The sequence below is a fragment of the Streptomyces sp. NPDC092369 genome (assembly GCF_044755245.1).
Lineage (GTDB): Bacteria > Actinomycetota > Actinomycetes > Streptomycetales > Streptomycetaceae > Streptomyces.
This window is the reverse complement of the sequence record NZ_JBIVQP010000011.1, coordinates 187,488-204,219: the sequence shown is the minus strand read 5'-3', so window position 1 is coordinate 204,219 and position 16,732 is coordinate 187,488. Positions and strand designations below refer to the sequence as shown.

2 protein-coding genes (1 of these 2 running past the window's edge) are annotated in these 16,732 nt (G+C 68.5%); both read left to right on the top strand.

The features are described from left to right. A partial coding sequence (locus ACIQI8_RS43865) for an amino acid adenylation domain-containing protein (RefSeq protein ID WP_402364467.1) occupies positions 1 to 4,590 on the top strand: 4,590 nt, incomplete at its 5' end. After that, positions 4,587 to 16,732, top strand: the 5' portion of a protein-coding gene (locus ACIQI8_RS43860; RefSeq protein WP_402364465.1) for an amino acid adenylation domain-containing protein. It continues 655 nt past the right edge of the window; the window shows 12,146 of its 12,801 coding nt (coding positions 1–12,146); the start codon lies at positions 4,587 to 4,589; its stop codon lies beyond the right edge, outside the window. The genes ACIQI8_RS43865 and ACIQI8_RS43860, both read left to right, overlap by 4 nt.

Below are 16,732 nucleotides of genomic sequence, written 5' to 3'. Positions count from 1 at the left end.
GGGCGGCCGAAGGGTGTCGCGGTCACGCACGGGGCGCTGGCGAACTATGTCGGGTCGGTGCCGGGGCGGGTGGGCTTCGAGGGGCCGGGCCGGTTTGCGGTGTTGCAGGCGCAGGCCACCGACCTGGGCAACACGGTGGTGTTCGCCGCTCTGGCCTCCGGTGGTGAACTGCACATTCTTGACGAGGACGCGGTCACCGATCCGGCGGTCGTGGCCTCCTATCTGACCGAGCATCGGATCGATTTCCTCAAGGCCGTGCCGTCCCATGTCGCGGCCCTCGGTGCTGCTGCGGTATTGCCTGCGAGGTCGTTGGTGCTGGGTGGTGAGGCGGCTTCCGCGCAGTTGGTGGGTGAGCTGCTGGCGGGCGCGGGTGATCGGAGGGTATTCAATCATTACGGTCCCACCGAGGCGACGATCGGTGTGGCGACGACTCGTCTGACGGCGGATATGGCCGCTTCCGGGGTGGTTCCGGTGGGTTCTCCGGTGGCCAACACCCGGTTCTACGTCCTGGACGAGGTGCTGCAGCCGGTCGCTCCGGGTGTGGTGGGGGAGCTGTACATTGCGGGCGCGCAGTTGGCGCGGGGGTATGTGGGCCGGCCCGGATTGACGGGGGAGCGGTTCGTGGCCTGCCCCTATGGCGGCGTAGGCGAGCGGATGTATCGCACGGGCGACCGCGTCCGGTGGACTTCCGAGGGTCAGGTCGTGTTCGTCGGCCGTGTGGATGAGCAGGTGAAGATCCGCGGGTATCGGGTGGAGCCGGGCGAGGTCCAGGCCGTTGTGGCGGCGCATCCGCTGATCCTGCAGGCGGCGGTCGTGGCCCGCGAGGACGTGCCGGGTGATGTGCGTCTGGTCGCCTACGTCGTTCCCTCCGACGAGGACACCGATCCGGTCGACCTCGCGCGGACGCTGCGCGAGTTCACCGCCACGCGGCTGCCGGAGCACATGGTGCCCTCGGCCGTCGTGGTGATGGACGCTCTTCCGCTGACCGGTAACGGGAAGCTGGACCGCGGTGCTCTGCCCGCCCCCGACCGTGCCGCGGTGTCGGGTGTCGGGCGGGGGCCGGTGAGTGTGCAGGAGGAGATCCTGTGCCAGGCGTTTGCCGAGGTTCTCGGGCTGCCGTCGGTGGGTGTGGAGGATGACTTCTTCGAGTTGGGTGGTCATTCGCTGTTGGCGGTGTCGTTGGTGGAGCGGTTGCGTGAGCGGGGGGTGTCGATCTCGGTGCGGGCGTTGTTCCAGACGCCGACGGTGGCGGGGTTGGCCGTGGTGGCTGCTCCGGAGACGGTGGTGGTTCCGCCGAACCGTCTCGTGGAGGGTGCGGTCGAGATCACTCCGGACATGCTCTCTCTGGTCGAGTTGGATGAGGGCGAGATCGTGCGCCTCACCGGGCAGGTCCCTGGTGGCGCGGGCAACATCGCTGACGTCTATCCCCTCGCCCCGCTCCAGGAAGGCATCTTCTTCCATCACCTGATGGCCGGTCAGGACGGTGGTGATGTCTATGTGCTGCCGATCGTGCTCGGGGTCGACTCGCGCGAGCGGCTGGACGCGTTCCTGGGTGCGCTGCAGAGCGTGGTGGACCGGCACGACATCTACCGCACGGCGATCGTGTGGGAGGGCCTGCGCGAGCCCGTCCAAGTCGTGCTGCGGGAAGTGGAGTTGCCCGTCGAGGAACTCACCCTCGACCCTCAAGGCGGAGATGCCGTACAGCAGTTGTTGGAACTCGGCGGCCGGTGGATGGACCTGGCCAGCGCTCCCCTGATCCGGGTGCATGTCGCCCCCGAGCCGTGCAGTGGGCGCTGGCTGTGCCTCATCCGTATCCATCAGGCGGTACGGGACCACACCAGCCAGGAAGCTCTGCTGAGGGAGCTCGGTGCCTTCTTGTCCGGGCAGGGCGAGTCCCTGCCGGAGTCGCTGCCGTTCCGTGACTTCGTGGCGCAGGCCCGGCTGGGGGTGCCGAGGGAGGAGCACGAGCGGTACTTCGCCGAACTGCTCGGAGACGTCGAGGAGACCACGGCACCGTACGGGCTCGTGGACGTGCACGGTGACGGCAGGCGCACGGAACGGGCCAAGCTGTCCGTGGACGGCGAACTCGCCGATCAGGTCCGGGAGATGGCTCGGCAGCTCGGCGTCAGCGCGGCCACCGTGTTCCACCTGGCCTGGGCGCGTGTACTGGCCGCGGTCAGCGGTCGGGACGACGTGGTGTTCGGCACCGTACTGTTCGGCCGCATGCACGCCGGAGCCGGATCCGACCGGGTGCAGGGCCCCTTCATCAACACGCTGCCGGTGCGCGTGCGTGCCGGCTCGGTGGGTGTGGGCGAGGCACTGTTCGCTCTACGGGACCAGCTCGCGGAGCTGCTGGTGCACGAGCACGCGCCGCTGGCACTGGCGCAGCAGGCCGCCCAAGTACCCGGCGGCAGCCCGCTGTTCACGTCCCTCTTCAACTACCGGCACAACCAGGCCGCCGCGCAGGCCGCCACCCGTGCGTCGGGATGGGGCATCAGCACAGGCCTCGACGGAGTGAGCGCTCTGCTCACCCGGGAACGCACCAACTATCCGGTCGCCGCCGCAGTGGACGACTTGGGCACCGGGTTCGGGCTGACCATCGACGCGGTGGCCCCGGTCGACGCAGAGGCGGTGTGCACCATGCTGCACACCTGCCTGGGCAACCTCGTGGCCGCACTGGAGGGCGACCCAGGGACCGGGCTCGGCGCGGTGGACGTACTGCACACGGGCGAACTTCGCCGGATGCTGAGCGACTGGAACGACACGGACGCGCCGGTCACCGCCGAGACGGCTGCCCAGCTGTTCGAGGCCCAGGTGGCGCGCACTCCCGACGCGGTGGCCATCGTGTCCGGGACGACCGAGATGTCGTACGAGGAACTCGACACCCGGGCCGCGCGGCTGGCGAACCACCTGCGGGACCGAGGGGTGGGCGCTGAGTCCGTCGTGGGGCTGTGCCTGCCCCGTGGCGTCGACCTGGTGGCAGCGATCCTCGCCGTATGGAAGGCGGAGGCGGCCTACGTGCCGCTGGATCCTGAGTATCCGTCCGAACGGCTGGAGTTCATGCTCGCCGACAGCGGTGCGCGTGTTGTTGTCGGTCTGAGTCATCTGACAAGTGGCCTTCACTCACAAGGGCTTTCGCGGCTCGACCTCGACGACCCGGACACGATGGCCGAGTTGGACGCCGCGCCGGCGACCGCTCCCGAAGGCGTCACGCTCCCCGCGCAGATGGCATACGTGATCTACACGTCGGGCTCGACAGGTCGCCCCAAGGGGGTGGCGGTGTCGCACGCGGGACTGGCCGCCCTGGTGGTGGCGCAGTCGGAGCGGTTCGCCGTGGACGGGTCCAGCCGAGTGCTGCAGTTCGCGTCGACGAGCTTCGACGCGGCGGTGTCGGAGGTGCTGGTGGCGCTGGCGTCCGGCGCCACGCTGGTGGTGGCGGGGACGGAAGACCTGTTGCCCGGACCGGCGTTGGCGGAGATCGCCGCGCGTCATGAGGTGAGCCATGTGACACTGCCGCCGGCCGTGCTGGCCGTGCTGTCGCCGGAGGACTTCCCATCGGTGTCCACGCTGGTGTCCGCGGGTGAGGCCCTCGGCAGTGAGCTGGTCGCGCGGTGGGCACCGGGTCGGCGGTTCATCAACGCGTACGGACCGACGGAGACGACCGTGTGCGCCACGATGTCCGACCCCATGGGCGCTGGTGACACCCCGGGCATCGGCGGACCGATCGTCAACGTCCGCGCGTTCGTGCTGGACGAGCGTCTCACCCCGGTTCCGGTGGGCGTCGCGGGCGAGTTGTATGTCGCGGGCTCGAATCTGGCGCGCGGCTATGTCGGTCACGCGGAACTGACGGCCGAACGGTTCGTTGCGTGCCCGTACGTCTCCGGCGAGCGGATGTACCGGACGGGCGACACGGCGCGGTGGACCGATGACGGCCAACTCGTGTTCTCCGGCCGGGCGGACGAGCAGGCGAAGATCCGTGGATACCGCGTGGAGCCCGGTGAGATCCAGACCGTACTCGCTGCCCACCCCGCCTTGGCCCAGGCCGCGGTCGTCGTCCGCGAGGATACCCCCGGCGACGAACGGCTCGTCGCCTACGTCGTCCCAGCCGCCGATCGGGAGATCGTGGACGACGGCACGCTCTCGGACCTCGTACGCGCCCACGCCGCGCAGAGCCTGCCGCAGCACATGGTGCCCTCGGCAGTGGTCGTGCTCGACAGGCTGCCCCTCACGGTCAACGGAAAGCTGGACCGCGCGGCCCTCGCAGCCCCCGACATCGCCGCCATGGCAGGCAGCGGTCGGGAACCGGCCACCGAACAGGAACGGATCCTCTGCGAGGCCTTCGCCCGCGTACTGCGTCTGCCCGCGGTCGGCGTCGACGACGACTTCTTCGCACTCGGCGGCCATTCACTGCTCGCCACCCGTTTGGTGAGCCGCATTCGCACGGCGCTGGACGTGGAACTGCCCATCCGGACGGTCTTCAGCACCCCGACCCCGGCCGGGCTCGCCAACTGGCTCGCCGATCACGGCGCTCAGCAAGAGAAGGCCAGGCCCGTACTGCGGCCGATGCGCAAGCAGGAGGAGTCCGCATGATCCCGCTCTCGTTCGCGCAACGCCGACTGTGGTTCCTGACGAAGCTGGAGGGGCCGAGCGCGATCTACAACACCCCTATGGCGCTCCGACTGTCCGGAGACCTGAACCGGCAGGCACTCGAAGCCGCGCTCAGGGATGTACTCGGACGTCACGAGGTACTGCGCACCGTGTTCGAGGAGATCGAGGGCGAGCCGTATCAGCGGATCCTGCCGGTCGAAGAGACCGGGTTCGAGCTGAACGTCGTACAGGTGTCGTCCGATGAACTGGCCGCGGCCGTCGCGGCGTCGGCGGAGCACCAATTCGACCTGGCCACCGAAATCCCTTTCCGTGCCTGGCTGTTCACCGAGAGCCCGGCGGAAAACGTTCTGATGGTGACGGCCCATCACATCGCCGGCGACGGATGGTCGGTGGGACCTTTGGCCCGTGACCTCGCGGTCGCGTACGAGGCGCGGATCGAGGAACGGGCCCCGGAGTGGGAACCGTTGCCGGTGCAGTACGCGGACTACGCGCTCTGGCAACGGGAGTTGCTGGGGAACGACGGCGCCGAGACCAAGGTCCTGGTCGAGCAGGTCGAGTACTGGCGCAAGGCCCTCGCGGGCGCCCCCGAGGAACTGGAACTGCCGACCGATCGGCCGCGCCCGGTCGTACGCACGCACCAGGGACACCGCATCCCGCTGGACGTTCCGACCGAGACGCACGAACAGTTGGCGGCACTGGCGCGTGAACGTGGCGTGACACTGTTCATGCTGCTCCAGGCCCTCCTCGCGGTGACACTGAACCGTCTCGGCGCCGGCACGGACATCCCGATCGGCTCAGTCGTCGCCGGACGCACGGACGAAGCGCTGGACGACCTGGTCGGCTTCTTCGTCAACACACTGGTGATCCGGACCGATCTGTCAGGCGACCCCACCCTCGACGAGGTATTGGCCCGGGTCCGGGAGGCGGGCCTCGGAGCGTACGCGCATCAGGATGTGCCGTTCGAGCGGCTGGTGGAGGAACTCGCACCGGCCCGCACGCTCGCCCGTCACCCCCTCTTCCAGGTCATGCTGACGCTGCAGAACACCAGGTCGGTCGAATTGGGCCTGACCGGTCTCGAGGTCGAGGCGCTGACCGCCGGAGTGCAGGCGTCGAAGTTCGACCTCGAGGTGTCGGTGGGGGAGAAGTTCGACGCCCAGGGTGCGCCGGCGGGTCTGCGGGGTGTGTTGGTTGCGTCGGCGGATCTGTTCGATGTCGAGTCGGCTGAGCGGATAGCTGGCCGACTGCGGCGAGTGTTGGAGACGGTCGTTGCCGTGCCGGGGGCGCGGTTGTCTGCTGTCGACGTCCTGGACGAGGTCGAGCGTCGTCAGGTCTTGGTGGAGTGGAACGACACTGCGGGTGTGGTGCCGGATGTTTTGGTGCCGGAGCAGTTTGCCCAGCGTGCGGCGGCTGATCCTGGTGCTGTTGCGGTGGTGTTTGAGGGTGTGGAGGTGTCGTACGGGGACCTGGACGTCCGGGCGAACCGGCTGGCGCATGTCCTGCGGGCGCGGGGTATCGGTCCCGAGTCAGTCGTGGGGTTGTGCCTGCCGCGGGGTGTCGACATCGTCGCGGCGATCCTGGGTGTGTGGAAGGCGGGTGCCGCCTACGTTCCGCTGGATCCCGAATACCCGGTCGAGCGTCTGGAGTTCATGCTCGCCGACAGTGGTGCGACCGCGGTCGTGGGACTGTCCGAACTCACCCGGCACCTGACCGTCCCCGCACTGAATCTCGACGACATCGAGACCATCACCGCCCTCGCGCAGGCGCCGTCGACGGCACCGGGCATTCACCTCGCCGGCGACCAGGCGGCGTATGTGATCTACACGTCGGGTTCGACGGGGCGGCCCAAGGGTGTGCAGGCCACGCATGGTGGTGTGGCGAACATGGTGGTGGCGTTGGGTTCCGAGTTGGGTGTGGGTCCGGGGGTCCGTGTTCTGCAGTTCACGTCGTTCAGTTTTGATGCGTCGGTGTTGGATGTGGCGGCGACGCTCGCGGGTGGCGGGACGTTGGTGGTGGCGGGGGTTGCTGAGCGTGCGGATGCGGCGTTGTTGACGGGTTTGGTGTGTGGGGCGGGTGTGGGGGCGGCGAGTGTGGTGCCGTCGTTGTTGGGTGTGTTGGATCCGGTGGAGTGGGCCGGGGTGGGTTCGATGGTGGTGGGTTCGGAGGCGGTGCCGCCGGGGTTGGCGGGGGTGTGGTCGCGGGGTCGGCGTCTGGTGCATGCGTATGGGCCGACGGAGTCGACGGTGATTGTGTCGACGGCTCGGGTGTTGGGTGGGGAGGGGGTGTTGCCGATCGGGCGGCCGGTGGTGAACTCGCGGCTGTTCGTACTGGATGAGCGACTGCAGCCGGTGGCGCCGGGCGTGGTGGGCGAGTTGTATGTGGCGGGCGCGCAGTTGGCGCGCGGCTATGTGGGTCGGGCCGGGTTGACGGCCGAGCGGTTCGTGGCCTGCCCGTATGCGGGTGCGGGCGAGCGGATGTACCGGACAGGGGACCGGGCTCGGTGGACCGTGGATGGGCAGTTGGTGTTCGCGGGGCGTGCGGATGAGCAGGTGAAGATTCGTGGGTTCCGGGTGGAGCCGGGTGAGGTGCGGGCGGTGTTGGAGGCGCATCCGGAGATCGCCCAGGCGGCGGTGATTGCCCGGGAGGATACGGCGGGTGACAAGCGGCTGGTCGCTTACGTGGTTGCGGCTGCCGGTGACCAGCGTCCCGAACTGCCCATCTCTGTGCGGGAGTTCGCGTCGGAGCGGCTTCCGTCGTACATGGTTCCGTCTGCGGTGGTGGTGCTGGATGTGTTGCCGTTGACGGTCAATGGCAAGTTGGATCGTGGGGCGTTGCCGGTTCCGGAGTATGCATCTGGTGCTGGGCGCCAGCCTGCGTCTGTGCAGGAGGAGATCCTGTGCGGTGCGTTTGCGGAGGTTCTGGGTCTGGCCTCCGTGGGTGTGGATGACGATTTCTTCGTGCTGGGTGGGCATTCGCTGTTGGCGACTCGATTGGTGAGTCGGGTGCGTGCGGTGCTCGGGGTGGAGTTGTCGTTGCGGGTGTTGTTTGATGCTCCGACGCCGGCGGGAGTGGCGGCGCATCTGGAGGGTGCGGGGGTTGCCCGCAGGACGTTGGGTCGGGTTGAGCGTCCGGGGCGGGTGCCGTTGTCGTTCGCGCAGCGCAGGTTGTGGTTCTTGGGTCAGCTTGAGGGGGCGAGTGCGACCTACAACATTCCGACCGTGGTGCGGTTGTCGGGTGGTGTGGACCAGGCAGCCCTGGCCGGTGCGGTGCGGGATGTGCTGGGGCGTCATGAGGTGTTGCGGACGGTGTTTCCCGCGGTGGAGGGTGAGCCGTATCAGCGGATCCTGCCCGTCACGCAGTGCGGGTTCGAACTCGCGGTGGCGGCGGTGGAGCGGGACGGGCTTGACGAGGCGGTGGCATGGGCGGGTCGGTATGTGTTCGACCTCGCTGCTGAGATCCCGTTGCGGGTGTCGTTGTTCGAGGTGGGTCCCGATGAGCATGTCCTGGTGGTGCTGGTGCATCACATTGCGGGTGATGGCTGGTCGGTGACTCCGCTGGCGCGTGACTTGTCGGTCGCGTATGCGGCGCGTGTTGAGGGCCGGGTGCCGGAGTGGTCGCCGTTGCCGGTGCAGTACGCGGACTACACGCTCTGGCAGCGGGACCTGCTCGGCGACGAGAATGACCCAGACAGCCTTCTTTCCGCTCAAGTCGCTTACTGGCGAGACGCGTTGGCCGGACTCCCCGAGGAACTGGAGCTGCCCTCCGACCGACCGCGCCCAACGTTGGTGTCACACCGGGGACACCGGGTGCCGTTGAATTTGTCTGCTGAATTGCATGCGCGCGTTGTGGAGTTGGCGCGTTCTGAGGGCGTGACCGTCTACATGGTGTTGCAGGCGGCACTCGCGACGCTGCTCTCGCGACTGGGCGCGGGGACCGACATTCCGATCGGGTCGGCGGTAGCGGGCCGCACGGACGAGGCCCTGGATGATCTGGTCGGGTTCTTCGTGAACAGTCTGGTCATCCGTGCCGATCTTTCAGGCGACCCGACGTTCGTGGAGACCTTGAGCCGGGTGCGGGAGGCGGGGCTTGGTGCGTTCGCGCATCAGGATGTGCCGTTCGAGCGGCTGGTGGAGGAACTCGCGCCGGTCCGCTCGCTGGCACGGCACCCGCTGTTCCAGGTCATGCTGACGCTGCAGAACAACGCACGTGCCGCGTTGGACCTGCCCGGCGTGCAGAGCGGTGGAGTGCCGGCGGGAGTCGGCGTGTCCGGTGCGGCGTCGGTGAAGTTCGACCTGGAGGTGAACGCGGCCGAGGTGTTCGACGCCCAGGGTGCGCCGGCGGGTCTGCGGGGTGTGTTGGTTGCGTCGGCGGATCTGTTCGACGTCGAGTCGGCTGAGCAGATCGCGGGTCGGCTACAGCGTGTTGTTGAGCAGTTGGTCGCGGTGCCGGGGGCGCGGTTGTCTGCTGTCGACGTCCTGGATGAGGGTGAGCGTCGTCGGGTTTTGGTGAAGTGGAACGACACGGCGGGTGTGGTGCCGACTTTGGTGCCGGAGCAGTTCGCCCAGCGTGCGGCGGCTGATCCTCGTGCTGTTGCGGTGGTGTTTGAGGGTGTGGAGCTGTCGTACGGGGACCTGGACGTCCGGGCGAACCGGCTGGCGCATGTTCTGCGGGCGCGGGGTATCGGTCCCGAGTCAGTCGTGGGGTTGTGCCTGCCCCGGGGTGTCGACATCGTCGCGGCGATCCTGGGTGTGTGGAAGGCGGGCGCCGCCTACGTTCCGCTGGATCCCGAATACCCGGTCGAGCGTCTGGAGTTCATGGTCGCCGACAGTGGTGCGACCGCGGTCGTGGGACTGTCCGAACTCACTCGGCACCTGGCCACCCCGGCACTGAATCTCGACGACATCGAGACCATCACCGCCCTCGCGCAGGCGTCCTCGACGGCACCCGGCATTCACCTCGCCGGCGACCAGGCGGCATACGTGATCTACACGTCGGGTTCGACGGGGCGACCCAAGGGCGTGCAGGCCACACACGGAGGTGTGGCGAATCTTGCGGGTGCCTTGCGGCCTGAGCTGGGTGTGGAGCCCGGGGCGCGGGTTCTGCAGTTCGCCTCGTTCAGTTTCGACGCCTCGGTGCTGGATGTGGCGGCGACGCTCTCGGGTGGCGGCACGTTGGTCGTGGCGGGGGTGGTGGAGCGTGCGGATGGGCGTGAGCTGGAGCGTCTGATCGCTGAGTCGTGTGTGGGGGCGGCGAGTGTGGTGCCGTCGCTGTTGGGTGTGTTGAGCTCGGCTGCTGTGCCGGGGTTGGTGCGTTTGGTGGTCGGTGCTGAGGCGATTTCGGCGGAGCAGGCTGTTGCGTGGTCGCGGGGTCGTCGTCTGGTGAACACGTATGGGCCCACCGAGGCGACGGTGATGGTCACGGCTGGTGTGGTGGACGGATCTGGTGCGGTGGTGCCGATGGGTGCGCCGATTGCCAATACGCGGTTGTTTGTGCTGGATGAGCGTCTGGCGCCGGTGCCGGTGGGCGTGGCAGGGGACCTGTACGTGTCGGGTGCCGGTCTCGCGCGCGGATACGCGGACCGCAGGGCTTTGACGGCTGAGCGGTTTGTGGCATCCCCGTATGCGGGTGCGGGTGAGCGGATGTACCGGACAGGGGACCGGGCTCGGTGGACTGCGGATGGTCAGTTGGTGTTCGCGGGGCGTGCGGACGAGCAGGTGAAGATCCGCGGATTCCGGGTCGAGCCGGGCGAGGTGCGGGCAGTACTCGAGGCCCACCCGGAGATCGCTCAGGCGGCGGTGATTACCCGGGAGGACACGGCGGGTGACAAGCGGCTTGTCGCCTACGTCGTTGCGACGGCTGATGGCCGGCGCCCCGAACTGGCAGTTTCGGTGCGGGAGTTCGCGGCAGATCGGCTTCCGTCGTACATGGTGCCGTCCGCGGTGGTGGTGCTGGATGGGTTGCCGTTGACGGTGAATGGCAAGTTGGATCGTGGGGCGTTGCCGGTTCCGGAGTTTGTGTCGGGTGGTGGTCGGGGGCCGGTGTCGGTGCAGGAGGAGATCCTGTGCGGTGCGTTCGCGGAGGTTCTGGGTCTGTCGTCCGTGGGTGTGGATGATGACTTCTTTGCGTTGGGTGGGCATTCGCTGTTGGCGGTGTCGTTGGTGGAGCGGTTGCGGGGTCGGGGTGTGTCGGTGTCGGTGCGGGCGTTGTTCCGGTCGCCGACGCCGGCGGGGTTGGCGGTGGCGGCGGGTCCGGAGGAGGTGGTGGTTCCGGCGAATCTGATTCCTGAGGGTACGGCGGTGATCACGCCGGAGATGTTGTCGTTGGTGGAGTTGGACGAGGCCGAGGTCGGGCGGTTGGTCGCGCAGGTTCAGGGTGGCGCGGCCAATGTCGCGGACGTGTATCCGCTGGCGCCGCTCCAAGAGGGCATCTTCTTCCACCACTTGGTGGAAGACGGAGGCACGGACGCCTACGTGGTCCCCACAGTGCTGGACTTCGACTCGCGGGAGCGGCTGGACGCGTTCCTGGGTGCGTTGCAGCGGGTGGTGGACCGGCATGACATCTACCGCACGGCGATCGTGTGGGAGGGCCTGCGCGAGCCCGTCCAAGTCGTGCTGCGGGAAGTGGAGTTGCCGGTCGAGGAGGTCGTGCTCGATGCGGAGAATGGCGAGGCCGTATCGCAGATGCTGGCTCTGGGTGGGGCCAGGATGGATCTGACCCGGGCTCCGTTGATCCGGGTGCAGGTGGCGGCCGATCCTGGCAGTGACCGGTGGCTGGTGCTGCTGCGTATTCATCACCTGGTCCAGGACCACACCACTCAGGACGTCCTGCTGGCCGAACTGCGCGCGTTCCTCTCGGGTGAGGAGGCGTCGTTGCCGGAGCCGTTGCCGTTCCGGAACTTCGTGGCGCAGGCCCGGCTGGGGGTACCGAGGGAGGAGCACGAGCGGTACTTCGCCGAACTGCTCGGAGACGTCGAGGAGACGACCGCACCGTACGGGCTGCTGGACGTCCACGGTGACGGAAGCAACGTGGAACGTGGTCGTCTGGCCGTCGCCGAAGATCTCAGCGGACGGGCACGAGACGTGGCCGGCTCACTCGGTGTGAGTGCCGCGACGGTGTTCCATCTGGCGTGGGCGCGGGTGTTGGCGGTGGTGAGTGGTCGTAGTGATGTGGTGTTCGGGTCGGTGTTGTTCGGGCGGATGAACGCGGGTGCCGGGGCGGACCGGGTGCCTGGGTTGTTCATCAACACGTTGCCGGTACGGGTCCGGGTGGACTCCACGGGCGTGAAGGACTCCCTGTTCGGCCTGCGGGATCAGTTGGCAGAGCTTTTGGTGCATGAGCATGCGCCGTTGTCGGTGGCGCAGCAGGCCAGCGGGGTGCCCGGGGGCAGTCCGCTGTTCACCTCGATCTTCAACTACCGGCACAGCCGGCCCTCGGGCCAGACCTCCACCGACGAAGGCATCAAGACGCTGTCCATACGCGAGGCGACCAACTATCCGGTCGCCGTATCGGTGGACGATCTCGGGGTCGGGCGTGGATTCGAGCTGACGGTGGACGCGGTCGCGGAGGTGGACGCGGAGCGGCTGTGCGGGTTGTTGCACAGCTGCCTGGAACGTCTGGTGACGGCGTTGGAGGATGCCCCGGGCGCGGACATCTCGTCGGTGGAGGTACTGGGCGCCGGGGAGCTGGAGTGGCTGCTCGCCCGAGGCGACGGGCCGACGGTGGGACAGCCGTCGGAGTCGTTGGGAGAGCTGTTCGCTGCGCAGGTGGCGCGTGCGCCCCAAGCTGTGGCTGTGGTGTCCGAGGGCGTGGAAGTTTCGTACGGGGAACTCGACGCTCGTGCCAATCAGTTGGCGCATCTGCTGCGAGTCCGAGGTGTGCGTGCGGAGTCGGTGGTGGGGGTGTGCCTGGAGCGTGGCGTCGACCTCGTGGTGGCGTTGCTGGGTGTGCTGAAGGCGAGTGCGGCGTACCTGCCGTTGGATCCGGAGTATCCGGTGGAGCGGACCGAGGTCGCGGTGGCGGACGCGGGTGCCGCATGTGTCGTGACGGTGGCAGGCCTTGAGGGAGTGCTGCCGAGTGGTGTGGGGCGGGTGGTGCTGGATGATCCGCTGACGGTGGCGGAGTTGGCGGAGTCGCCTGCGATCGCCCCGCAGACGACGGTGGCGGGCGGGAACCCGGCATACGTGATCTTCACGTCCGGCTCCACCGGCCGCCCCAAGGGCGTCACCGTCCCCCACAGTGGCATCGTCAACCGACTTGAGTGGATGCAGTCCCGCTATGAACTGACCGCGGCCGACCGGGTGTTGCAGAAGACACCCTTCGGATTCGACGTGTCGGTATGGGAGTTCTTCTGGCCCCTCCTCAACGGCGCCACACTGGTCGTCGCCCGGCCGGGTGGCCACCGCGATCCCAGTTACCTGTCGAAGCTGATCCAGGACGCCGGCGTGACGACGGCTCACTTCGTTCCGTCGATGCTGGACGCCTTCCTGGCCGAGCCCACGGTGGCGGAGTGCGCAAGCCTGCGGCAGGTCATCTGCTCGGGCGAGGCGCTTCAACTGAGCACTCAGACAAAGTTCTTCCAGCTCTACGACGGCGTGGAACTGCACAACCTCTACGGCCCCACCGAGGCGTCGGTCGACGTCACGGCATGGGAGTGCCGCCCCGGCCAGACCGACGGATCCGTGCCGATCGGCGCGCCGATCGCCAACACCCAGGTGTACGTCCTGGACCCCTCCCTGCGACCGGTCCCGGTCGGGGTCGGCGGCGAACTCCACCTGGCCGGAGCCCAGTTGGCGCGTGGCTATGTCGGACGCAGCGACCTGACCGCCGAGCGGTTCGTGGCATCGCCTTTCGCGCCCGGCGAGCGCATGTACCGTACCGGCGACCTGGTGCGATGGACGTCGGACGGCGAACTGGAGTACCTCGGGCGCTCGGACGACCAGGTGAAGATCCGCGGCTTCCGGATCGAACCGGGCGAGGTCGCCGAAGCCCTTGCCGCGCACCCCGCGGTCGCCCAGGCCGCGGTGCTGGTCCGCGAGGACACGCCGGGGGACAAGCGGCTGGTCGCCTATGTGGTCGCCGCCGATGACGGCGTGGGGCCCGACGTGCTGCACGCCTATGCGCAGGACCGGCTGCCGCACTACCTCGTGCCCTCCGCGGTGGTGGTGCTGGATGGGTTGCCGTTGACGGTGAATGGCAAGTTGGATCGTGGGGCGTTGCCGGTTCCGGAGTTTGTGTCGGGTGGTGGTCGGGGGCCGGTGTCGGTGCAGGAGGAGATCCTGTGCGGTGCGTTCGCGGAGGTTCTGGGTCTGTCGTCCGTGGGTGTGGATGACGATTTCTTTGCGTTGGGTGGGCATTCGCTGTTGGCGGTGTCGTTGGTGGAGCGGTTGCGGGGTCGGGGTGTGTCGGTGTCGGTGCGGGCGTTGTTCCGGTCGCCGACGCCGGCGGGGTTGGCGGTGGCGGCGGGTCCGGCGGAGGTGGTGGTTCCGGCGAATCTGATTCCTGAGGGTGCGGCGGTGATCACGCCGGAGATGTTGTCGTTGGTGGAGTTGGACGAGGTCGAGGTCGGGCGGTTGGTCGCGCAGGTTGAGGGTGGCGCGGCCAATGTCGCGGACGTGTATCCGCTGGCCCCGCTCCAAGAGGGCATCTTCTTCCACCACTTGATGAACGATCAGCAGGGCGCCGACGCCTACTCGATGCCGATGGTGCTGCGCTTCGCCGAGCGAGCTCTGCTGGACACCTTCCTGGGTGCGTTGCAGCAGGTGGTGGACCGGCACGACATCTACCGGACGGCGATCGTGTGGGAGGGACTGCGCGAACCGGTGCAGGTCGTGCTGCGCGAGGTGCCACTGCCGGTGAACGAGGTGGTACTCGACCATCGGCGCGCGGACCTGGTGGACCAACTACTGGCCGCGGGCGGGCGGATGGACCTCGGCCGGGCGCCGCTGATCGATGTGCATGCCGCCGCGGAACCGGAGTCCGACGGCTGGCTGGTACTGCTGCGCATCCACCACCTGGTGCAGGACCACACCACGCAGGACGTCCTGCGCGCGGAGCTGGACGCGTTCATGGGTGGGCGGGAGGCTTCCCTGCCGGAGCCGTTGCCCTTCCGGAACTTCGTGGCGCAGGCCCGGCTGGGGGTGTCGAGGGAGGAGCACGAGCGGTACTTCGCCGAACTGCTCGGAGACGTGGAGGAGACGACAGCGCCGTACGGACTGCTGGACGTCCACGGCGACGGAAGCGGTGTCACCGGTACCCATGTGGCCGTCGACGACGACGTGAGCCGAGCGGTACGGGAGACGGCGCGAGCCTTGGGTGTGAGCGCCGCGACGGTGTTCCATCTCGCATGGGCGCGGGTGTTGGCGGTGGTGAGTGGCCGTAGTGATGTGGTGTTCGGGTCGGTGTTGTTCGGGCGGATGAACGCGGGTGCCGGGGCGGACCGGGTGCCTGGGTTGTTCATCAACACGCTGCCGGTACGGGTCCGGGTGGACTCCAAGGGTGTTGCTGACGCTCTGCTCAGCGTGCGGGATCAGCTGGCGGAGCTGTTGGTGCATGAGCATGCGCCGTTGGCGGTGGCGCAGCAGGCCAGTGGGGTGCCCGGAGGCAGTCCGCTGTTCACCTCGATCTTCAACTACCGCCACAGTGCCGCTTCCACTCCCGAACCCTCCTCCTCCGAAGCCGACGCGCACTTCGACGGCGTGAAGACACTGCTCACCCGGGATGTCTCCAACTACCCGGTGGCTGTGTCGGTGGACGATCTGGGGTCGGGGCGTGGGTTCGCCCTGACGGTGGACGCGGTCGCCGGAGTGGACGGGGAGCGGTTGTGCGGGCTGTTGCACAGCTGCGTGGAGGGCCTGGTGGCGGCCTTGGACGCCGCGCCGGACACGGGCGTCTCGTCGGTGGAGGTGCTGGGCGCCGGGGAGTTGGAGTGGCTGCTCGCCCAGGGCGACGGGCCCTCGGCGGTCGTTCCGAAGGCGTTGGTGCCCGAGCAGTTCACGCAACGTGCGGCTGCCGATCCCGCTGCGGTGGCCGTGGTGTTCGAGGGCGGAGAGGTGTCCTACGGAGACCTCGATGCCCGGGCGAATCGGCTGGCGCATCTGCTGCGGGCCCGAGGTGTGCGTGCGGAGTCGGTGGTGGGGGTGTGCCTGGAGCGTGGCATCGACCTGGTGGTCGCCCTGCTGGGTGTGCTGAAGGCGGGCGGGACGTATCTGCCGTTGGACCCGGAGTATCCAGCGGAGCGGATCGCGGTCGCGGTGGCGGACGCCAGTGCTGCCTGTGTCGTGACGGTGGCCGGGCTTGAAGGGGTGCTGCCCAACGGTGTGGGGCGGGTGGTGCTGGACGATCCGCTGACGGTGGCGGAGCTCGCGGAGGCGCCGGCGACCGCACCCGAGGCAGGAACAGCGGGTGGAAACCCGGCATACGTGATCTTCACGTCCGGCTCCACCGGCCGCCCCAAAGGCGTCACCGTCCCCCACGGCGCACTGAGCAACTTCCTCGCCGACATGGGAAGGCGGTTCCCGCTCGACACGGAGGACCGGCTGCTCGCCGTGACCACGGTCGGCTTCGACATCGCCGGACTGGAGATCTTCCTCCCGCTGCTCAGCGGGGCCCGCCTGGTGCTCGCCGGGCAGGCCACGGCACAGGACCCGGCCGCCGTCCTGAGGACCCTGTCGGAATCCCGCATCACGGTGATGCAGGCCACGCCGAGTCTGTGGCAGGGCGTGGTGGCCGCGGAGAACGGCGAGCTGCGCACGGTACGCGTCCTGGTGGGCGGCGAGGCACTGCCCACCGGGCTGGCTCGAGAACTGTGCGACCGGGCGCACTCGGTGACGAATCTGTACGGGCCCACGGAGGTGACGATCTGGGCGACGGCCGCCGAGCTCGCTCACATACCCTCCGCCGGTCCGGGGATCGGTACACCGATCGCGGCCACCCAGGCGTACGTCCTGGATGCCGACCTGCGGCCGGTGCCGGCGGAGGTGCGCGGTGAACTGTACCTGGCCGGAGCCCAGTTGGCCCGTGGCTATGTCGGCCGCGCCGCTCTCACGGCCGAGCGCTTCGTTGCGTCGCCGTTCGCACCAGGCGAGCGCATGTACCGTACCGGCGACCTGGCGCGATGGACCCCCGACGG